This window comes from Actinokineospora bangkokensis (assembly GCF_001940455.1).
GTDB lineage: Bacteria > Actinomycetota > Actinomycetes > Mycobacteriales > Pseudonocardiaceae > Actinokineospora > Actinokineospora bangkokensis.
The window spans coordinates 670,049-690,911 of sequence record NZ_MKQR01000009.1; the positions used below are offsets into that span (position 1 = coordinate 670,049).

Annotated in this window: 16 protein-coding genes; 7 read left to right on the plus strand and 9 right to left on the minus strand. The window is 74.3% G+C overall.

Translation table 11 applies throughout. The features are described from left to right. Positions 1–16 precede the first annotated feature (16 nt). Both BJP25_RS10845 and BJP25_RS10850 read right to left on the minus strand, forming a co-directional pair. Entirely contained in the window at positions 17–769 is a 753-nt protein-coding gene (locus BJP25_RS10845) for an FkbM family methyltransferase (RefSeq protein ID WP_075974682.1), read from the minus strand. After that, positions 766–1,998, minus strand: a complete 1,233-nt coding sequence (locus BJP25_RS10850) for a macrolide family glycosyltransferase (protein WP_075974683.1) — start codon at positions 1,996–1,998, stop codon at positions 766–768. Before BJP25_RS10850 ends, BJP25_RS10845 begins: the two co-directional genes overlap by 4 nt. Before the next feature lie 151 nt (positions 1,999–2,149). On the opposite strand from BJP25_RS10850, the gene BJP25_RS10855 reads away from it, so the two are divergent. Then, positions 2,150–3,397: a macrolide family glycosyltransferase gene (locus tag BJP25_RS10855; protein WP_158075629.1), complete on the plus strand. Its 1,248-nt coding sequence runs from the start codon at positions 2,150–2,152 to the stop codon at positions 3,395–3,397. Positions 3,398–3,440: 43 nt separating this feature from the next. Here BJP25_RS10855 and BJP25_RS10860 read toward each other — a convergent pair whose 3' ends face one another. Then, positions 3,441–5,084 (minus strand): beta-N-acetylhexosaminidase, encoded by a 1,644-nt coding sequence (locus tag BJP25_RS10860; protein ID WP_075974684.1) that lies wholly within the window; start codon positions 5,082–5,084, stop codon positions 3,441–3,443. Between the two features lie 162 nt (positions 5,085–5,246). On the opposite strand from BJP25_RS10860, the gene BJP25_RS10865 reads away from it, so the two are divergent. The 3 genes from BJP25_RS10865 to BJP25_RS10875 all read left to right on the plus strand — a co-directional run bounded on the left by BJP25_RS10865 (position 5,247) and on the right by BJP25_RS10875 (position 10,239). Continuing rightward, positions 5,247–6,455, plus strand: coding sequence for a macrolide family glycosyltransferase (locus BJP25_RS10865; RefSeq protein ID WP_075974685.1), 1,209 nt, complete (start codon positions 5,247–5,249; stop codon positions 6,453–6,455). A 202-nt stretch (positions 6,456–6,657) separates the two neighbouring features. After that, complete coding sequence (locus tag BJP25_RS10870; RefSeq protein WP_143218979.1) at positions 6,658–9,942, plus strand: DUF2961 domain-containing protein; 3,285 nt, start codon at positions 6,658–6,660, stop codon at positions 9,940–9,942. Positions 9,943–10,059: 117 nt separating this feature from the next. Further along, positions 10,060–10,239 (plus strand): hypothetical protein, encoded by a 180-nt coding sequence (locus tag BJP25_RS10875; protein WP_075974687.1) that lies wholly within the window; start codon positions 10,060–10,062, stop codon positions 10,237–10,239. 27 nt (positions 10,240–10,266) lie between these two features. On the opposite strand, the gene BJP25_RS10880 is transcribed toward BJP25_RS10875, so the two are convergent. Next, the gene (locus BJP25_RS10880; RefSeq protein ID WP_075974688.1) at positions 10,267–10,608 is read right to left on the minus strand and encodes a hypothetical protein; all 342 of its coding nucleotides are present in this window, start codon (positions 10,606–10,608) and stop codon (positions 10,267–10,269) included. A 280-nt stretch (positions 10,609–10,888) separates the two neighbouring features. On the opposite strand from BJP25_RS10880, the gene BJP25_RS10885 reads away from it, so the two are divergent. Continuing rightward, complete coding sequence (locus BJP25_RS10885) at positions 10,889–12,382, plus strand: ArnT family glycosyltransferase (protein WP_075974689.1); 1,494 nt, start codon at positions 10,889–10,891, stop codon at positions 12,380–12,382. Between the two features lie 22 nt (positions 12,383–12,404). On the opposite strand, the gene rfbB is transcribed toward BJP25_RS10885, so the two are convergent. From rfbB to BJP25_RS10910, 5 genes are read right to left on the minus strand one after another with little or no spacing between them, the layout of a single operon-like run. Continuing rightward, positions 12,405–13,379: a dTDP-glucose 4,6-dehydratase gene (rfbB, locus tag BJP25_RS10890; protein ID WP_075974690.1), complete on the minus strand. Its 975-nt coding sequence runs from the start codon at positions 13,377–13,379 to the stop codon at positions 12,405–12,407. Further along, the gene (gene rfbA / locus BJP25_RS10895; RefSeq protein WP_075974691.1) at positions 13,379–14,260 is read right to left on the minus strand and encodes a glucose-1-phosphate thymidylyltransferase RfbA; all 882 of its coding nucleotides are present in this window, start codon (positions 14,258–14,260) and stop codon (positions 13,379–13,381) included. The genes rfbB and rfbA overlap by 1 nt, the downstream gene beginning before the upstream one ends. Further along, a complete protein-coding gene (locus BJP25_RS10900) occupies positions 14,257–15,069 on the minus strand; it encodes an NAD-dependent epimerase/dehydratase family protein (RefSeq protein ID WP_075974692.1) in 813 nt (270 codons plus the stop codon). The genes rfbA and BJP25_RS10900 overlap by 4 nt, the downstream gene beginning before the upstream one ends. A 1-nt stretch (position 15,070) precedes the next feature. After that, positions 15,071–16,078 (minus strand): Gfo/Idh/MocA family protein, encoded by a 1,008-nt coding sequence (locus BJP25_RS10905; protein WP_198943420.1) that lies wholly within the window; start codon positions 16,076–16,078, stop codon positions 15,071–15,073. Further along, a complete protein-coding gene (locus tag BJP25_RS10910; RefSeq protein ID WP_075974693.1) occupies positions 16,075–17,526 on the minus strand; it encodes an NDP-hexose 2,3-dehydratase family protein in 1,452 nt (483 codons plus the stop codon). The genes BJP25_RS10905 and BJP25_RS10910 overlap by 4 nt, the downstream gene beginning before the upstream one ends. 163 nt (positions 17,527–17,689) lie before the next feature. Here BJP25_RS10910 and BJP25_RS32310 point away from each other — a divergent pair, with 163 nt between their 5' ends. Both BJP25_RS32310 and BJP25_RS10925 read left to right on the plus strand, forming a co-directional pair. Next, positions 17,690–20,173 carry a macrolide family glycosyltransferase gene (locus BJP25_RS32310; RefSeq protein ID WP_158075630.1) on the plus strand — a complete coding sequence of 828 codons (2,484 nt, stop codon included), beginning with the start codon at positions 17,690–17,692 and terminating at the stop codon, positions 20,171–20,173. Then, positions 20,164–20,757, plus strand: a complete 594-nt coding sequence (locus tag BJP25_RS10925) for a dTDP-4-dehydrorhamnose 3,5-epimerase family protein (RefSeq protein WP_075974694.1) — start codon at positions 20,164–20,166, stop codon at positions 20,755–20,757. Before BJP25_RS32310 ends, BJP25_RS10925 begins: the two co-directional genes overlap by 10 nt. Positions 20,758–20,863: the final 106 nt, after the last annotated feature.

Below are 20,863 nucleotides of genomic sequence, written 5' to 3' on the forward strand. Positions count from 1 at the left end.
GAGGACAGGCCCTAGGTCAGTTGCCGCCGGAGACGGGGCGGCGGGCGTGCACGAGGAACATGTCCTGGTCCTCGGGGATCAGCGGCGCCCGGTCGGGGGAGACGGCGTAGCCGTGCTCGGTCAGCAGCGAGCACACGTCGTCGAGCAGGCCGTTGACGTCGTGCACCTCGATGACGAACGCCTCGATCCGCGCCCAGTCCTGTTCGGACAGCCCGCGCAGCACCTCCAGCTCGGCGCCCTCGACGTCGATCTTGACCAGGTCGATGGTGCCGCGCTCGGGCCGCCGCGCCAGCACCGACGACAGCGTCGTCACCGGCACCTCCAGCCGCATGGCGGTCTCCAGCAGCGGGATGAGCAGGGTCTTCTGCTCGGGGTAGCGGGTGGAGTTGGCCGGGGCCTGCGGGTAGAAGGTGAAGGTGGCCGAGGAGTCCTCCTCGGTGCCCAGCGCCGTCGGGTACACCGTGACGTCCTCGGCGCCGTGCAGCTCCAGGTTCTTCTCCAGCGCCAGCAGGGTGCGCGGCATGGGCTCGAAGGCCAGCACCGTCGCGCCGGGGCGGGCGGCCTTGACCCCCAGGGAGAACATGCCGACGTTGGCGCCGATGTCGAGCACCAGCGCGTCCTCGGGCAGCCGGTCGATCTCCTGGGCGTAGGTGTCGCCGTCGAGGATCTCCGAGTACACGAAGCGCAGTTCGATGTAGTAGCCGTCCGGGTCGGTCGGGGCGTAGCACTTGAACTCGCGGGACAGCTCTACCAGGCTGATGTCGCTCACCGGTCCTCCAGGACTCGTTCGTTGGCCACTCGTTCGATGACGTCCGCCGCGGCCGGTGCCCCGCCGGATCTGTGGATGTGCTCGCGCATCGCGCCCAGCCGCCGCGCCGCGGCCGGGTCGTCGGCCACCGCCTCCACCGCGCGGCGCACGGCCGCCCCGGTGACCTCGGCGGCCGGGAGGGTGGTGCCCAGGCCCAGCTCGGCCAGGCGCGCGCCGTTGGCGATGGCCTCGGGGTGGCTGGGCACGGCCACGACCGGGACGGCGTGCGCCAGCGCCTCCATGACGCTGCCCATGCCCGCCTGGCAGACGAACGCCGCGGCGTGCGCGAGGACCTGCGGGTGCCGCACCCAGCTGTGCGCCTCGACGTTGGGCGGCAGCGGGCCCAGGTCGTCGGGGGTGAACCGGCCGCCGAGGGTGATCACCACGTGCCAGTCGGAGTCGGTGAAGGCGCGCACGCAGTCGGTGAACAGCCCGAGCCGGTCGTTGGAGGTGGTGCCCAGCGACAGCAGCAGGACGCGGCCCGCGCCCGCGGGGGGCTGCCAGGCGCCGTCGCCGGGCTGGGCGGGCAGGCACGGGCCCGCGAAGGTGTAGCGGTCGTCGAAGCGGTCGGCGTCGGGCTGGAACCCGCGCGGCACGTAGGCCACGACCCGCTCGTCGGGGTGGGCGGCGAAGGCGTCGGTGGTCGCCCCGGGCAGCCCGTGCGCGGCGAACAGCGACACCAGCGCGGCGCCGAAGGAGGCCAGCCGCTGGGCCTCGGCGGCGTCGTCGCGCTCGCCGATGCGGACGCTGCCGGGGGTGAACGGCTCGCGGTCGATGGTGGTGGGCACCAGCTGCACGGCGGGGATGCCCGCCCGCGCGGTGACCAGCCGGGCCGGGGCCCACAGGGCGGAGTCGAAGGCGAGCAGGTCCGGCCGGTCGGCGGCGACGAGGTCGGCGATGGCGCGCGAGGCCTTGATCACGTCGAGGAAGACGTCCTTGCTCGCCTCGGCCCAGTCGTCCTCGGTGAGCCCGGCCAGCGACGGCAGCTCCGCCAGCGGCGGGTCGAACGGCAGCGGGTCGCCGCCCGCGGCGACCACGGCGGGGGCGAAGCGCTCGGCGACGACCACGCGCACCCGGTGCCCGCGCCCGGCCAGCTCGGCCACGACCGCCAGGTTCGGGGTGACGTGGCCGGGGGTCGGGTACAGCAGGAAGAGGACGTCGCGGCCGGCCTGCTCGGTGTCCCGGGGCATAGCACGGACCGTAGCGGCGACCGCCGGGCCCGCGGCGCTACCGGGGAGAAGACTAGTGGGACTTCCACAGTGTTCCCGCCGCGCGCCCCCGGACCGCCGCGCGCCCGCTGTGATGGGGGACCGCAGGCGCGCGGGGGACGACCCGGGCGCGGTGTCGACGGCCTTGGAGGTGCCGGTGCACGCGGTGTTCTTCACCTTCCCCCTGCACGGCCACGTGAACCCGACGCTGGGGCTGGTGGCGGAGCTGGTCCGCCGCGGCCACCGCGTCACCTACGCCACCACCCCGGAGTTCGCGGGCGCGGTGGCCGGGGCGGGGGCGCGGCCGCTGATCTACGACAACGTCATGCCCCGCTCGCTGGACCTTGTGATCAAGCCGCCGGGGGAGGTCTCGCACGAGGAGTTCCACGCCTCGATCCTGACCATCACCGACGAGGGCTTCGCCCCGCTGGACCAAGCCCACGACGCACTCGACGGCGACCGCCCGGACGTGGTGCTGCACGACCTGACCGCCTTCCACACCGGACGGGCGCTGGCGCTGCGCTGGGGCGTGCCCGCGGTGCAGCTGTGCACGACGATCGTGTTCAACGAGGCGTTCAACCCGTACCTGCGCTTCACCGGGCTGCACCCGGAGATCGATCCGGCGCACCCGGCGATCACCGGTGAGCGGGAGGTGGTGGTGAAGGCGTTGGCGGGGCAGGGGTTGGACATGACCCCCGAGCAGTTCCGCGCCGACCAGTCCGCGGTGCGCGCGAGCCTGGTGTTCCTGCCGCGCGAGCTCCAGGTGGGGCAGGAGCACTTCGGGCCGGAGTACGCGTTCGTGGGTCCGTGCCTGTCCGAGCGGGCGTTCCAGGGCGAGTGGGTGCCCACCACCCCGCGGGACCCGCAGCGGCCGCTGGTGGTCGTCGCGTTCGGCACCTTCGGCTACACCAGCCAGGGGCGGCTGTTCGCCGAGTGCGTGCGCGAGTTCGCCGACAAGCCGTGGCAGGTGGTGCTGGTGGTGGGCAACCGGGTGGACCCCGCGGAGCTGGAACCGCTGCCGGACAACGTCGAGGTGCACCGGTGGGTGCCGCAGCTGGCGCTGCTGGCCGAGACCGACGTGTTCGTCTCGCACGCGGGGATGGGCAGCGTGGTCGAGGCGCTGTGGACGCGCACGCCGGTGGTGCTGCTGCCGCAGCTGACCGAGCAGGACCTGGTGGCCGAGCAGGTGGCGGAGCTGGGGGTGGGCCGGGTGGTGCCGCGCGAGGAATTGGGTGGCGCGGCGGTGGCGGCGGCGGTGGAGTCGCTGCTGGCCGACGACGGGATCGGTGAGCGCCTGGACCGCCTGCGCGCGGCCATGGTCGACGCCGGTGGCGCCGTGGCGGCGGCCGACGTGGTGGAGGGCGTCGCCCAAGCCGGGTGAGCGAGAGGGGGAGGCCGCCGGGTGGTGGCCTCCCCCTCTCGCGTCAGCCGACCCAGGGGATCTGCGGTGACCGGTAGTAGTTCACCCCCCAGGCGTCCCAGCGCTGCGCCTGGGCGGGCAGCCGCGTGCGGAGCCGGTCCCAGCTCTGCCCGGACAGCGGCGTCCACGCGACCTCGGCCAGCTCGGGCAGCCGCGGGTAGAGCATGAACTGCACCGACTTCTCGTCCGGGGTGATCTGGGTGAACAGGGTCGCCTCGACCCCGAGCACCGCGGACGCGGGCACGCCGTTGACCGTGGTGTCGGGGTTCCACTCGTAGGCGTTGCGCGCCTCGACGTACCCGGCCCACGCCTGCCCGTAGAGCGGCTCGGTCGCGGTGTACTTCATGTCCAGGTAGGCCCGGTGCGCGGGCGACATGATCAACTTCGCGCCGCGCGCGGTGGCGTCGCGGGCGGTGGCGTCGTCGGGCCAGGGGTACCAGTACTGTGCCACGGCACCGGCGCCAAAGGGCGACCCGCTCGCCAGCGCGCTGTTCCAGCCGATGACCTTCTTGCCGTACTTGGCCGCGGTGGCCGTCGCCATCGCCATGAACGCGGTGTAGTCGGCCTCCGGGGTGGTCGCGGCGGCCTCGTCCCCGCCGATGTGGATGTACTCGCCGGGGGTCAGCGCGGCGACCTCGCGCAGCACGTCGTCGACGAAGCGGGCGGTGGTGGGGGTGCCCAGGCACAGCGAGCTGAAGCCGACGTCGTAGCCGGTGTAGAGCGGGGGCGCGACACCGTCGCAGGTCAGCTCGCCGTAGGAGGACAGGGCCGCGGTGGTGTGCCCGGGCATGTCCACCTCGGGGACGACGGTGATGCCGCGCTCGCGGGCGTGCTCGACGATGGCCGCGTACTCGGCCTTGGTGTAGTAGCCGCCGGGGCCGCCGCCGGTCTGGGTGCTGCCGCCGTGGGTGGCCAACCGGGGCCAGCTGTCGACCTGCAACCGCCAGCCCTGGTCGTCGGTCAGGTGCAGGTGCAGGCGGTTGACCTTGTAGGAGCCGAGCTGGTCGATGAACCGGTGCACCACGTCGGGCGGGAAGTAGTAGCGGGCCACGTCGAGCATCGCGCCGCGGTAGGCGTAGCGGGGCTGGTCGACGATGTGCGCGCCGGGCACCGTCCACGCCACGTCCTGCCTGCTCTCGGCCTCGATGGCGGGCGGGAGCAGCTGGCGCAGGGTCTGGGTGGCGTTGCGCAGCCCGGCCGCGCCGGTGGCCTCCAGGGTGACCCCGGAGCGCGCCACGTCGAGCCGGTAGCCCTCGGCGCCGATGCCGCGGGCGTCGCGGGTCAGGCGCAGGGTGATGGTGTTGCCGCGGCGGCCGCTGTCGGTGGCCACCGACAGCGGGAACCCGGTGGCGGGCCGCAGGTCCGCGGCGAGCAGGTCGGCCACCTCGCGCACTTCGTGCACTTCGCCCGCCCCGCCCGCCCCGCGGGGGACGACGATGGCGGTGCCGGGGGTGAGCCGGAAGTCCTGGCCCGGCTCGGCCCGCGCGCTCACCGGGGCGGGCACCAGGGTGTCGAGTGTGGACACCGCGGCGAGCGCGGTGGGGGTGGGGGTGGCGGCGCCCGCCGCGGCGGGGGCGGACACGACCAGCAGGCAGGACGCGACCACCGCCGCCAGCCGCCGCCCGCCCCGCCTGGATAAGTTGCCCATCGGTCGTCCTCCGGTGTCGGTGATCGGCTGCTCCGATCGGGTCGTGCGCAGTGAAACCGATCTCCCCCGCCCGGTGCGCCACCCCGGGGATGTCTGGGGAAAGTGCTAGCGCCGCCGCCCGCCCACCGGGGTGCCCGCGCGGGCGCCGGTAGCGTGCCCGCCATGGCCAGCAGCGCGTCGCAGCACGTCGTGGTCGTCGCCCTCAGCTCGGTGAGCCACATCTACCCGTGGTTGGCGCTGGTGGAGGAGTTGGCGCGGCGCGGGCACCGGGTCACCGCCGCGGCGGGGGAGCCGGTGCGCGGTCTGTTCGCGGAGTCCGGTGTGGACTTCGTCGGGCACGAGACGCTGCTGCCGGACCCGGCGACCGGCCGCGCGGGCGGGTTGACCAGCATCCCCGCCGACGCGGGCGAGGTGATGCAGCTGTTCCTGCGCGAGGCCCAGGCCCAGTACCCGCACCTGGCGCGGGCCTTCGCCGAGGACCCCCCGGACCTGGTGCTGCACGACCCCGGCGCGATGGCCGGGCAGGTGCTCGCCCGCGCCCACGGCGTGCCCGCGGTGGGCCTGGCGATCATGCCGATGGCGTGGCCGGACCCCGACGCCGAACCCGACCCGCGGCTGCTGGCGGCGCTGGGCTCGGCGGACTCGGCGTCCCGGTTCTACGAGCTGGCCGACGCGTGGCTGGCCGACAACGGCGTCCCCGAGGGCGCCCACGCCCTCCAGACCTACCCGCACGCCACGCTGTCGCTGGTGCCCAGGGTGATGCAGCCCGGCGCCGAGCGCGCACCGGAGAACGTGCGGTTCGTCGGACCGTGCCTGTCCCCGCAGCGGCTGGCCGACCGCAGCTGGGCTCCCCCCGCCGACGGCAGGCGGGTGGTGCTGGTGTCGCTGGGCAACTCCTTCAACGACCGCCCCGACTTCTACCGCGCGTGCCTGGACGCCTTCGGCGGCACCGACTGGCACCTGGTGCTGGTGGCGGGCAAGTACGCGGGCACCGACGAGTTGGGCCCCATCCCGGACGGGGTGGAGGTGCTGGCGCGCGTGCCGCAGCTGGCGGTGCTGGAGTCCGCGGCCGCGTTCGTCACCCACGCCGGGATGGGCGGGTGCGTGGAGGCGCTGTGGTACGCGGTGCCGACGGTGGCCGTGCCGCAGGGCATCGACCAGCACGGCAACGCCGCGCGCATGGTGGAGCTGGGCGTGGGCGCGCACCTGCCCGCGGAGGAGATCACCCCGGAGTCGCTGCGGCGCGCGGTGGAGGCGGTCAGCGCCGACCCGGCGATCGCGGAGCGGTTGGCGCGGGTGCGCGCGGAGCTGCGCGCAGGCGGCGGGGTCGACCTGGCCGCCAACGCCGTGGAGTCCTTCCTGGTCGGGTAGCGCCCGCACTACCGGTCCGCGGCGCCGCGCGCCACCCGCCGCACCCTCCCGGGTCGATGCTCTAGGTGTTCCCCTAGTCCGGCGCGCCGAGCCCCGGACCGGGAGTGCGCCCTTCCCTACGCTCGGTCGCGGGGTGACCGCCAAGATCACCCGCACCGACCACCCACACACCACCCGCACACCACCGGAGGGATCCAGCACCGTGGCGAACAAGAAGGGCAACGCGGGCGCGGCCCTGATCTTCCTCGTCCTCATCGTGATCCTGCTGCTGTCGCGCAACAAGTCCGAGGGCGCCACGCTCAACTCCCCGGCCCCGCAGCAGGGCCCGTCGGTGGGCTGGCAGTCCTACCGCCAGCTCGACGGCCTGGAGCGGCTGCGGGTGGGCGAGCAGTCCCGGCAGGTCTCCAGCTTCGACCGCACCGGCGCCAACGACGACGGGGGGTTCGGCACCTACTCGTGCCTGTCGTCCTCGGCCGCCGGGTGCGTGGTGGCCGAGGACACCGGCGCGGGCGAGCTGACCTCGCTGTGGTTCGTCGGGGACGTGCCCGCCGCCGAACGCGGTGATCCGGCGCTGGCGGCCAGGGTGGCCGCCCTGCCCGCCGACCAGCGCGCGGCGGTGCGGGCGGGCGCCCTGGCCGACAACACCCTGACCGTGGAGCTCGACGGGCGCACCGTCCTGTCGGGCCGCATCGGCGACATCGTGGACGGCAGGGTCGGTGCGCCGTTCGTGTGGCCGCTGGTGGCGGGCACGCTGGAGTCACGGGGCGGCATGAGCATCAAGGTGCCCATGCCGTACCGCGACTCCATGCGCGTCAGCACCGGGGCCAACCCGCTGTACTTCCACGTCGACCACCGCGAGTTCGCCGACACCACCGGCATCACCACCTTCGACCCGGCGGACCGGGCGCTGGACGTGGTGGCCCGATTACAGGCCTACGGCACCGCCGACCCCAAGCCCGCCGCGCCCGGTGCCACCACCACCGACCGCACCGCGGACCTGGCACCGGGGCAGGCGAGCAGGCTGGTGTCGTTACCCGGGCCTGGGCGGGTGACCCAGCTGCGGCTGTCGCTCCCCCAGGTCGTGCAGAGCCCCCGCCGCAACGACTTCGGCCGGGAACTGGGTCCCGGTGGGAGCAGCACCTTCCAGGTGCGGGTGGACCCGAACAACACGAGCGTCCGGCTGAGCCGGGCGCTCGACGCGTCTGTGGGGGGACAGCGCGCCGCGATCCTCGTCGACGGCCGCCCGGCGGGCGAGTGGCCCGCGACCACCGCGCTGGGCGCGGGCCTGTGGGACACCCAGACCGTGCTGCTGCCCGCCGCGCTGACCGCGGGCAAGTCGACCATCACCGTGACCAACCAGGTCAGCTCCGCGTTCACCGAGTTCCGCTACGACGCGCACAGCCTCGTCGGCGGTGACTGGACCCGCACCGACGTGCTGGACACCGGTGCCTGGCAGCCCGGTACCGAGCAGGCCCACCACTACTCCGCCACCGGCGTGACCTGGTCGGGCAACCACGACTTCCGCTTCCCGGTCGACCCGGCCGAGCTGACCCGCTCCGACGCGGTGCTCGACGGGCTGCGGCTGCGGATCAGCTTCGACGGCCGCACCGGTGTCGACGCCCCGGTGGGCGAGTTCTTCGGCTCGGGCCTGGGGGAGTTCGACAGCCGCTCGCTGCTGTCGTCGATCGATGCCACCCCCGGCGGCTGGTACACCGCGTGGTGGCCGATGCCCTACGCCTCCGGCGCCACCGTCGAGCTGGTCAACGGCTCCGGGGTGCCGGTGCGCGGGGCGCGCGTGCAGGTCAGCTCCGCCCCCGACCGCACCGTCCCGGCGGCGCTGGCCTCCGGGGCGACCGGGTACTTCCACGCCACCCACGGCTCGACCGGCCCGGTGGCCGACAAGCAGGACGTGCCGCTGCTCGACGCCCCGGGCCGCGGGGTGTTCCGCGGGGTGACCCAGGTGCTGCGCGGCACCTCCGGCGGGGCGAACCCGTACGACTTCGAGGAGGGCGACGAGCGCGTGCACGTCGACGGGTCGCCCTCACCGGCCTGGCACGGCACCGGGACCGAGGACTTCTACGAGGCGGGCTGGTACTTCCTGGGCGGCTACACCGCGTCGGGGCCGTGGACGGGCAGCCCGGCGTTCGAGGCCGTCGGCGACGGGTGCGCGGTGATCTGCGTGAGCATGGGCCGGGTGATGGTGCCCGACGCGGTCCCGTTCTCCGGGTCGCTGCGGGTGGGCATGGAGCACGGCTCGGTCAACGACGACCCGGTCTCGGAGAGCTGGACGGCGTTCTGGTACGGCCAGGACGCGGTGGGGGTGCGCCAGACCGACGTGGTGGACCTGGGCGACCCCGGCAGCCGCGACGCGCACGGCTACCAGGCGGAGCAGGAGGAGAAGGCGAGCCTGGACAGCACCGTGGAGGGCGTGGGGTTCCAGGCGCCGATGGAGCACCCGGCGCTGTCGACGACCGCGCCGGTGTCGTTCTCGGTGGCGGTGGACCCGGCGAACCGCGGTGCGCGCCTGCACCGGTTGGGCGACCAGGCGCGGCCGGGGCAGACCGCCCGGGTGCTCGTCGACGGGCGCCCGGTGGGGGTGTGGCGGCAGCCGCTGGGCAACGAGCGCGCCCGGTGGTTGGAGGACTCCTTCGCGCTGCCGCCCTCGGCGACGGCGGGCAAGCAGCGGGTGGCGGTGCGGTTGGAGCCGCTGGCGGGGTCGGCGCCGTGGTCGGCGGCCCGCTACCGGGTGGTCAGCGAGGTGGCGCCGTTCACCGACACGACCGCGCCCACCGCCGTCACCGGCGTGCGCGCCAGGCCCGACACCACGACCGCGGTGGACCTGAGCTGGGCCCCGGCGGCCGATGACGGGGTGGTGGCCCGCTACGAGGTCTACGCCTCCCGCTCGACGCAGGTGCCGCTGACCCCGGCGGCGCTGGTGGGCACGACGACGGGCTACGCCTTCCAGCACCGGGGGTTGGTGCCGGGGGAGGCCTGGCACTACCGGGTGCGGGCGGTGGACGCGGCGGGCAACCCCGGCCAGCCCTCGCCGGTGGTTGACGGGGTGGCCGGGCGCACGGTGGCGGTGGAGGCCGAGTCGCTGTGGCCGGTGGCCCAGGCGACCACCGGTGTGCTGGTGCCGGTCGACCGCTCGGCCTCCGACACCGCCTACCTGCTGCTGGCCTCCACCGCCCCCGGGGACGCGATGACCGTGGTCGTGCGCGTGCCGGTCACCGGCGACTACGACCTGGGCACGGTGTGGATCACCGACCCCAACCGCGGGATCGCCGCGGTGGCGGTCGACGGGGTCGCGGTGGGCGCGCCGTTCGACACCTTCCGCGCCGACGGCGTCCGGGTGACCACCGCGCCCACCGGCCGCGTGCGGCTGACCGCGGGCGAACACCGGGTGACGGTGACCGCGACCGGCAGGAATGCGTCGTCGACCGGTTTCCTGATCGGGGTCGATCAATTCTTGCTCACCCTGAGGTGACACCGGCGAATGCGCGTGATTTCATGGTGACCCGACCTCATCGTCGGTTCTGCCGGTGCCACGCGAATTGCGCGGTCCCGTCGCTTGCGTCGAGTTCCCGAGCCCGAGGAGATCCCCATGGCATCGAAGTCCAAGAGCACCCGGATCATCGCGCTGGTCGTGGGCGTGTTCCTGCTGATCGGCGGCATCGCGGGCCTGGTGGCCCAGGACGCGCTGGCGGCGAGCAAGGTCGGCGCCGCCATCGCGGTCCTGGCCGGGCTGGTCTTCCTGCGCATCAGCGCGAAGGCCAACGCCTGAGCGCGGCGCCGCCCCGCCGCGGGCGGCTCAGGCGAGCCCGGCGCTCTTGAGCGCGTCCTCCACGGAGCGCCGGGCCTTCCTGAACTCGCCGCTGACCTGCATGGCCGTCAGCGGGCCCAGGCCCGCGGCGAAGCCGCCGCCACCGTGGCTGCCCTGGCCGAGGACCAGGTCGTCACCGTCGACGCGCAGGTCAAGCAGCAGCTTGTTCTGGTGCTTCTTGGTGATCTCCTTGCCGCCCTCGTGCGCCTGGGCGCTGGCGGCACCGGTGGACACCCACAGGTAGCCCTTGCCCTCCAGGGCCGAGCGCGCGGTGTCGAGGACCGCGGCCGGGGTCGCGCCGCTGTTCAGGGAAATCTTCTTGGAACCCACGATTTCTTCTCCTCTTTCGATGCGCCCGAGTTCGGGCACACTATTCCTCGTTGATCATAAGGGCACCGGGGTGGGTCCGCAGCGGCAGAAAGTTGTCACCGGTTGGCCGATGGTTGTCCCCGGGGCGTCGACCTGCGTTGACGTGCGGCAATGCGCCGAGGTCGAACCGGTGGGGTGAATACGAATGTTGTCCGCGCTCGACCGGGGGTCGACCGAGGTTGAGCGCGGTGGCGACCGGCGGGCGTTTCGGGCCACCCCCGGCGCCCGCTGTACTGGGTCCATGGCAACCGCGCGCGTCCACGAGAGCCCCCCGACCGCACCCCCGAGCACCCCGGCGGTGGCCCGCCTGCCGCTGGCGGTGGTGGCGGCGGTGACCGCGGCGCTGATGCTGGTGGCCAGCGCCAACTACGGCTACTTCTTCGACGAGGCCTACTTCGTGGTGGCGGGCGCGGACCACCTGTCCTGGGGGTACTTCGACCAGCCCGCGCTGGTGCCCGCGCTGGCCGGGCTGGCCCACCACCTCGCCCCCGGGTCGCTGGTGGTGCTGCGGTTGCCCGCGACGCTGGCCGCGGTGGGCGGGGTGGTGCTCACCGGGCTGATCGCCAGGGAGCTGGGCGGGGGTCGCCTCGCCCAGACCACGGCGGCGGCGGTGTTCGCCCTGTCCGGGTCGGTGCGGGTGGCGCACTGGCTGGCCACCTACTCCATCGACCCGTTCTTCTGGACGCTGATCGCGTGGTTGCTGGTGCGCTGGACCCGCCTGCACCAGCAGGGCCGCGCCGCCGACGGGCTGCTGTTCTGGGCCGGGGTCGCCACCGCGCTGTCGTTGCAGACGAAGTTCCTGGTGCCCGCCCTGTGGGCCGCGGTGCTGCTGGGCGCGCTGGTGTTCGGCCCCCGCGCGCTGCCGACCCGGCCCGCGCTGTGGTGGGGGGCGCTGGTGGCCGTGGCGGCCACGGTGCCCAACCTGGTGTGGCAGGTGCGCCATGACTGGCCCTACACCCGCATGTCGGAGGTGGTGGCCCTGGAGTACCCGGGCACCGGGTCGTTCCTGTGGCAGGGCCTGGCGGGCGCCGGGCTGCTGGCGGGGGCGCTGCTGCTGCTGGTGGGCCTGGCCCGGCTGGTGGTGGCCCGCGAGCTGGCGCCGTGGCGCTACCTGGGCGTGGCGACGATCGCGCTGGTGGTGGCGTTCATCGTGCTGCAGGGCCGCCCCTACTACCTGTTCAGCCTCTACGCGGTGCCGTTCGCGGCCGGGGCGGTGGCCCTGGAGCGGGTGCGCTGGCCCGCGGCGGCGCGGTGGGCGGGCGCGGCGGTGGCGCTGGTGTCGGTGGCGGTGTCGCTGGTGAGCCTGCCCGTCTACCCCAAGCGGGTCGCCGAGGCGCTGCCCGACATCCCGCTGGTGGCCACCGCCAAGCAGTACGCCGAGACCGAGGACCAGCTCAAGCCGCTGGTGCAGACGGTGGCGTCGGTGTACCTGGCGCTGCCGCCCGAGCAGCGCGGGCACACCGCGATCATGACCGACAGCTACGTGTTCGCCTCGGCGGTCGACCTCTACGGCCCGGCCCAGGGGTTGCCGCGCGCCTACAGCGGCCACCGCGGGTACTTCTACTTCGGGCACCCGCCGGAGGTCTTCGACAGCGTGCTGTTCATCGGCACCCCGTCCCCGGCGGTGGGCGCGGCGTTCGCGGCGACGACCCCGGTGGCCGAGGGGTTCGCGACCCTCTACTCCGGCCGCAAGGGCCCGTGGGAGCGGTTGTGGCCGGGGTTGCGGAGCCAGTGACCGGCCCCGCGACCCCGGTCGGTCAGCCGCGCTTGAGCGGTTCCCACCACGCCCGGTTGTCCAGGTACCACCGCACCGTGTCGCGCAGGCCCTCCTCGATGCCCACCCGCGGCGCGTACCCGAGCTCGGTGGAGATCTTGGTGATGTCGACGGAGTAGCGGCGGTCGTGGGCCAACCGGTCGGCGACCGGGCGCACCGCCGACCAGTCGCGGCCGGTGATCCCCAGCAGCCGGGTGGTCAGCTCCCGGTTGGTCAGCTCGGTGCCGCCGCCGATGTTGTAGACCTCCCCGGCGCGGCCGCGGGTGGCGACCAGGGCGATCCCGGCGCAGTGGTCGTCGACGTGCAGCCAGTCGCGCACGTTGAGCCCGTCGCCGTAGAGGGGCACCTGCTCGCCGTCGACGAGGTTGGTCACGAACAGCGGGATGACCTTCTCCGGGAACTGGTGCGGCCCGTAGTTGTTGGAGCAGCGGGTGATCCGCACGTCGAGCCCGTGGGTGGTGTGGAACGCCCTGGCGATCAGGTCCGAGGACGCCTTGGACGCCGCGTAGGGGGAGTTCGGGGCGAGCGGGTGCTCCTCGGGCCAGGAGCCCTCGTCGATGGAGCCGTAGACCTCGTCGGTGGACACGTGCACGAACCGGTCCACCCCGGCCTCCAGCGCCCCCTGCAGCAGGGTCTGGGTGCCCACGACGTTGGTCATGACGAACTCGGCCGCCCCGGCGATGGAGCGGTCCACGTGCGACTCCGCGGCGAAGTGCACCACCAGGTCGGTGCCCGCCATCTCCTGCTTGACCACGGCGGGGTCGCAGATGTCGCCGCGCACCACCCGCAGCCGCGGGTCGGCGGCGACGGGGTCGAGGTTGGCGGGGTTGCCCGCGTAGGTGAACTTGTCCAGCACGACCAGCTCGTCGGGGTCGAGCCCGGGCAGCCACCCGGTGAGGGCGCGGCGGACGAAGTTGGACCCGATGAACCCGGCGCCGCCGGTGACCAGCACGCGCATCAGGCACCGCCCCCGGCGGCGCGGGCGATCTCCATGACGTACTGGCCGTAGCCGGACTTGGCGATGCGCTCGCCCAGGGCGAAGCACTGCTCGGCGGTGATGAAGCCCATCCGCAGCGCGATCTCCTCCAGGCACGCGATGCGGGTGCCCTGCCGCTTCTCCAGGGTCTGCACGTACTGCCCGGCCTCCAGCAGCGAGTCGTGGGTGCCGGTGTCGAGCCAGGCGAACCCGCGGCCGAGGTTGACCATCCTGGCCCGCCCCCGTTCGAGGTAGGCGTTGTTGACGTCGGTGATCTCCAGCTCCCCGCGCGCGGAGGGGGTCAGGCCGCGGGCGATCTCGACGACGTCGTTGTCGTAGAAGTACAGCCCGGTCACGGCCTGGTTCGAGCGCGGGTGGGCGGGCTTCTCCTCGATGGAGACCAGCCTGCCCTCGGCGTCGACCTCGCCGATGCCGTGCCGGTGCGGGTCGGAGACGGTGTAGCCGAAGAGCACCGCGCCCTTGAGGTCGGCGGTCTCGGCGCGCAGCAGCTGGGAGAACCCGGGGCCGTGGAAGATGTTGTCGCCCAGGATCAGCGAGCAGCAGTCGTCCCCGACGTGGTCGGCGCCGATGAGGAACGCCTCGGCCAGGCCGTTGGGCTCGGGCTGCTCGGCGTAGCTCAGCCTCAGCCCGAGGTCGCCGCCGTCGCCGAGCAGGCGCTGGAAGGCGGGCAGGTCCACCGGGGTGCTGATGATGAGGATGTCGCGGATGTCGGCGAGCATCAGCACCGACAGCGGGTAGTAGACCATCGGCTTGTTGTAGACGGGCACGAGCTGCTTGGAGACCCCGAGGGTGGCCGGGTGCAGGCGGGTGCCGCTGCCCCCGGCGAGGATGATGCCCTTCACCGCGCTCCCTCCTGGTCGGTGCCCGCGGCGGCGGGGACGAGCCCCAGTTGGGCGCGGGCGTCGTCGGCCAGCTCGTCGAAGTGGCGGTCGAGCAGGGTGTCGAGGTAGCCGGGGCCGAAGCCGAGGTCGTCGTACTCGGGCACCAGCCAGCGCAGCTTGGACACGTCGACGGTGGTGCGCTTGGTGGGCATGTCGACGAGCTTGCGCTCGGCGCGGGTGCCCAGCCGCTGTTCGAGCCGGTCGACGACGGTCTCGATGGTGTCCGGGCGCCCGGAGGCGAGGTTGACGACCTCGCCGTGGACGTCGCGGGCGCGCAGGGTGTCGAGCATGCGCATCATGTCGTGCACGCCGAGCAGGTCGCGGGTGACCCCGGCGTGCACGGTGATCGACCCGGTGAGCAGCTGGCGGATCAGCGAGGGCAGCAGCTGGTGCTGCTGCTGGCCGCCGCCGACGATGTGGGCCAGGCGCAGCACCAGGAACCGGGCGCCGGAGGTGGCGCAGACGTTCTCCAGGCACAGCTTGTGCCTGCCGTAGGGGGTCAGCGGGAACACCGGCCCGGTCTCGGTGCCCGGGGAGTCGGGCGCGCCGTACATGCCCGAGCTGGCCGTGGACAGGAAGATGACGGTGCGGCCCTCGGCCCGGCAGCGGCGCAGGGTGTCGTAGACGAGGGTGGCCTCGCGCTCGAAGGCGGAGACGTCGGTGATCAGGACGCTGGACACCCCGGCGGCGATGAGGGTGGTGTCGGGGTAGCGGTCGCCGAAGTGGCGCCGGGAGTGCCCCGCGATGAAGCCCTTTCCGATGATCTCCATGTCAGCGTCGCAGCTCCTCGTGGTCGGGGACGCGGACCGCGGTCGCCAGCACCTCGTCGACCAGCCGCGCGGTGTCGGTGCACGGGGCCGCGGTCGCGGCCCCCGTGGGGTCGGGGCCCGCCAGCGCCGCGGTGGTGAACGCGGCGACGGCCAGCGCGAACTGGTCGGCGGCGGGCAGGGTGTGCTCCTCGGTGTGGTCCTGCTCCTCGACCCGCAGCACCGGCTGCCAGGTCGCGGGCGGGGTGAAGGCCTTGTCGGCGGTGAGGGTCCCGGTGGCGCCGTGCACCGCGTAGCGGGAGCGGTAGCCGTGCTGGAAGCCGAACCCGAGGGAGGCGAAGACCCCGTCGGGGGAGACCAGCAGGACAAGGCCCGCGACGTCGACGTCGCGGGCCTTGTCCACGCGCAGGGTGGCCCCGGCCACGGCCAGGCCGGGGCCCAGCAGCAGCCGGGCCAGCCGCAGCGGGTACACCCCGGCGTCGAGCAGCGCCCCGCCGCCGAGGTCGGCCCGGTAGCGGATGTCGGTGCCCGGCAGCGGGGGGATGCAGAACTCGGCGGTGAGGGTGCGCGGGGCCCCGATGCGCCCGTCGGCCAGCAGCCGCTGGACGCGGGCGTGCTGGGGGTGGTGCAGGAAGGTGAAGTTCTCCCGCAGCACCAGCCCGCGCTCGGCGGCGAGCCGGGTGAGGGCGGTGGTGGCCGCGGCGGTGGTGGTCATCGGCTTCTCGCACAGCACGTGCTTGCCCGCCAGCAGCGCGGCCTCGGCCCACCGGTGGTGCTCGGAGTTGGGCAGGGACACGTAGACGGCGTCGACGTCGTCGGCGGCGAGCAGCTGCTCGTAGGTCAGCGCGGCGGCCCCGGTGCCGGACTCGGCGGCGAACGCCTCGGCGCGGCGGGGGTCGCGGGCGGCGACGGCGGTGACCGCCGCGGCGGGGGTGGCGCGCAGGGCGGGCAGGGTGCGGCGGCGGGCGATCGAGGAGCACCCGAGCAGCCCCACCCGCAGCACCGGGGTCACCGCAGGCCCCGCAGGCAGGCGAGCAGGCTGCGGGCCTGGACGTTGACGTAGTGGCTGTGGCGCAGCAGCTCGTTGAGCTGGTGCACGGTCAGCCACCGGAAGTCGGCCAGGCCCGCGTCGGGGAAGTCGGGGGCGACCTCGATGATCTGGTATTCGCTGTGGGCGTGGTAGAACCGGCCGCCCTCCTCGGACAGCTGGGTGGAGAACAGCACCTGCTCGGGGGTGCTGGCGCGGACCACGTCGAGGAACGGCGGGTGGTCGCCCGGGGGCAGGTGGTCGTAGTTCTCCGGGGTGCACTGCACGGTGGGGGCCAGTTCCACCACGTCGAGGTAGCCGGGTTCGACGCGGGCGTTGACCAGGGCGTGCAGCACCCCCTCGACGCGCTTGACCAGCAGGGCGACCACCCCGGTGCCGAAGGGCCGCACGAGCGGCTGGCTCCAGGAGGCGACCTCGCGGCCGTTGGTGGTGATGTCGACGGCGACGATGCTGAAGTACAGGCCGAGCTCGTGGCTGATCTCGGCGTCGGTGCGCCGCCAGCCCCGCACCTCGTGCAGCGGCACCGCGGTGGTGTCGACGTAGTGGGCGGCCTGGCGGGAGGTGATCCAGCTCATCACCTCGGTGGTGGTGTGCAGCCCGCCCGCGGTCGGCTGGGCGGAGCGGGCGACCGCGTCGGCGAGGTCGGTGCTCGGCTCGCCGAAGGGCGCGGGCGCCGGGGCGGGCATGCACGACAGGACGGTGCGCGCGTCCATGTTGACCAGGTTGTCCACCCGCAGCAGCGCGTGCAGCTGGCCCAGGGTCAGCCACCGGAAGTCCTCGGGCAGCTCGGCGCCGTCGTCGAAGCGGGGGTCGTCGGTGACCTCCACGACCATGTTGCGGTTGCGCTTGCGGTAGAACCACGACCCCTGCTCGGACTGGAGCACGTCGGCGAGCACCTGCTCGGGCGGCGGGTCGCGGAAGAAGTCCAGGTACGGCACGGGTTTGCCGCCGTGCACCCGGGTGTAGTTGCTCTTGGTGGCCTGCACGGTGGGCGAGAGCTGGACGCCGTTGACGTTGCCGGGCTCGGACTTGGCCTGCATCAGGCAGTGCAGGACCCCGTCGACCTCGCGCACGAGGATGCCGAGGATGCCGATCTCGGGCTGGTTGATGATGGGCTGGGTCCAGTGCCGGACGTGGCCGTAGTCGGTGCGCACCGACAGGCCCTGCACGCGGAAGAACCGGCCGCTGTCGTGGCGCAGGTCCCCGCCCGCGGGGTCGAAGTGCCACTGGCGCAGCTGGTCGAAGCGGATGCGGGTGACCTCGTGGCGGTGCGCGGCGTTGCGCTCGGCGATCCAGTCGGCCAGCTCGGAGTTGGGGGTGGCGCCGTCGAGGGTCGCCGCGGATCGTGCGAGCCGGTGCGGCAGGGTCCCGTCCGGCTTGCGGAGCAGGCCTGTCGCGGCGTGGCGCTCCATGTCGTCCTCCAGGGACAGGGGGGTGTGTTCCCCATTGGTAGCAAGGCGGAACTAGGCAGAACCCTCGTCTGCGGGCGGGGTGGGCGGGGATGTCTAGGGAATGCCCCGGATCCCGGGCGCTAGCGGCGGTGGCCCGCGGGCGGCGGCGGGCAGGGTCGGTGGCGTGACCTGGTCGGCAGAGCGTCAGCGGCACTACGCGTTCCTCAGCTTCCCCGGGCACGGCCACGTGCGCCCGGTGCTGCCGGTGACCGCGGAGCTCGTGCGCCGGGGCCACCGGGTGACCCACCTGGTCGCCGAGCGGCTGGCCGCGTCCGCGGCGGTGCCGGGGGTGCGGGTGGTGGCCTACCGGTCGAGCTTCCCGGAGCCGTTCGGGCGGGCGGCGACCGCGGGGGAGGCCGCGGGGATGCTCGCGGAGCTGGTGCGCGAGGGGTTCGCCCCGCTGGCCGAGGCGGTGCGCGTGCTCGACGGCGACCGCCCGGACCTGCTGCTGCACGACGACATCGGCGCGCACACCGCGCGGCTGCTGTCGCGGGTGTGGGGTGTGCCGCTGATCCGCCTCTACGCCCACTTCGCCGACCACGTCCACACCGGACGGACCGACCAGCCCGGGACCGGTGGCGGGGAGGCGATCTCCCCGGCGGAGGTGATGGCCCACCCCGTGCTGGCCGCGGCATGGCAGGAGGCGATGGACCTGGTGGCCGGGTACGGCCACGAGCCCGACGCGGTGATCGAGGCGCTGCGGTGCGAGGACGCTGTGGGGGAGTTGGTGTTCGTCCCCCGCGAGTTCCACCCGGACAGTCCCCCCGACCCCGTGGTCGCGGGCAGGCGGGTGTTCGTCGGCTCCACCGCCGACCTCGACGCCGCCGCGGGCGGGTGGTCACCGCCGGGGACCGGCCCGGTGGCGCTGGTGTCGCTGGGCACCGCGCAGGCCGGGGACCCCGCGTTCTTCTCCCGGTGCGCGGCGGCGTTCGCGGGCACCGGCTGGCACGTGGTGATGACCCTGGGGTCACGGGTCACCCCGGACATGGTGGGCCCGGTGCCGCCGAACGTGGAGCTGCACCAGTGGTTGCCGCACCTGGCCGTGCTGCCGCACGCGTCGGTGTACGTGGGCGCGGCGGGCATGGGCAGCGTGCTGGAGGCGCTGGCGTGCGCCACCCCGGTGCTGGCGCTGCCGCACACCGACGAGCAGCGCGCCAACGCCGACCGGCTGGCCGAGCTGGGCCTGGGCGCGGCGCTGACCCCGGACGACCTGACCCCCGCCGCGCTGCGGGAGCTGGTGCTGGCCACCGCCGCCGACGAGGCCACCGGCCGCCGGGTGCGGGAGATGGCCGCGCACCTGGCCCGCGCCGGTGGTGCCCGCCGCGCCGCCGACGAGGTCGAGGCCCGCACCCCGCCCCGGCGCGCCGCCGGTGGCGGTCGGGCGCTGCGCGTGGCGGTGTTCAGCTTCCCCGGGTGGGGCCACCTGCGCCCGCTGCTGCCGCTGGTGCGCGAGCTGCTCGACCGCGGCCACGAGGTGTCGGTGGTGGTCGCTGAGCGCTTCGCGGCCGCCGCTGCGGACACCGGCGCCCGGGTGCTCACCTACCCCTCGCGGTTCCCCGCCCCGGTGCCCGAGGTGCGCACCGCCGAGGACCTGGCGCAGGTGGTGGTGGCCTACTACGAGGAGGCCTTCGCCGCGCTGCCCGCGGCGTGGGCCGCCTTCGCCGACGACCCACCGGACCTGGTGGTGGAGGACGCTTTGAGCACGGCGGCCAGCGGGTTGGTCGCTGACCGGGCCGGGTGCCCGGTGGTGCGCGCCTTCCCCGGGTTCGCGGGCAACGACGAGGTGCCGCTCAACGGGTCGGAGCCGGAGCCGGGCAGCCCGGACCTCGACGCCGAGCACCCGGCGATCGCGGCGTTCGTGCGCGGCCTGCCCGACCGGCTGGCCCGGCTCGGGGTGGGCGAGGACGCCGTGGCGCGGGTGCGCGCCCGCCCGCCGCGGGCGAACCTGGTGTTCGTGCCCGCGGCGTTCCAGCCGCGGGTGGAGTGCTTCGACGGCTCGTTCGCCTTCGTCGGCCCGCAACCCCCCGCCGACCCGCCGCCCACCGGGTGGTCCCCGCCCGCCGACGGGTCGCCGGTGGTGCTGGTGTCGCTGGGCACCTCCTCCAACGACAACCCCGGGTTCTTCCTGGCGTGCGGGGAGGCGTTCGCGGGCACCGGGTGGCGGGTGGTGATGACCACCGCCGGTCACCTCGACGGTGCCACCGCCGCGGCGATGCCGCCGGAGGTGGAGCTGCACGCCTGGTTGGACCACCACGCGGTGCTGCCGCACGCGGCGGTGGTGGTGTGCCAGGCGGGGGCGGGGTCGTTGATGGACGCCTTCGGGCACGGGGTGCCGGTGGTGGTCGTGCCGCAGCAGCCCGACGCCCGGGTGATGGCGCGGCACGTGGCCGCGCTGGGCCTGGGCCGGTGCCTGGAGGGGCCGGTGTCGGGCGCGGACGTGCGGGACGCGGTGCTGGCCGTGGCGGCCGACGCCGGGGTGGCCGCGGCGGTGGCGGCGCTGCGCTCGGCCATCGGGTCGGCGGGCGGGGCCGCGCGCGCGGCGGACGTGGTCGAGCGGGTCGCCGCGGCGACACCGACGGACGGAGGGAGCCAGTCAGCATGGAGATAGTCGAGATGGCGGTGAAGGACGCGTTCCGGATCACCCCTCGGCACCTGCCGGACCGCAGGGGCAGCTTCTTCGAGGCGTGGCGGCACAGCGCGCTGTCGGAGGCCATGGGCAGGCCGTTCCGGGTCGAGCAGGTGAACTACTCGATCTCGGCGAAGAACACCCTGCGCGGCATCCACGGCACGAAGATCCCCCCGGGGCAGACCAAGCTGGTGACCTGCGTGCAGGGCGCGGCGCTGGACGTGGTGGTCGACCTGCGGGTGGGGTCGCCCACGTTCGGCGCGTTCGACACCACGCTGCAGGTGGCGGGCTCGGGCATCGGGGTGTGCATCGCCGAGGGGCTGGGGCACGCGTTCCTGGCCCTGGAGCCCGACACGGTGATGAACTACCTGTGCGGTGCGGAGTACGTGCCCGGCACGATGATCGACATCCAGGCGCTGGACCCGGCGCTGGGCATCCCGTGGGACCTCTCGGCGCCGCCGATCATGTCCGACAAGGACGCGGTGGCCCCGACGCTGGCCGAGGCCGCCGCCCGGGGGCTGCTGCCCAGCTACGAGCACGCGCTGACCGCGCCCGCGGTCGGCTAGTCGGTGGTCGGCCGGTCAGTGGTCCCCGCATCCGCCGCCCACCCCGACGTCCCCACCCGGCACGACGACGGGTGAGCCGACGCCGCCCCGCCGGGGGAGCGTGCCC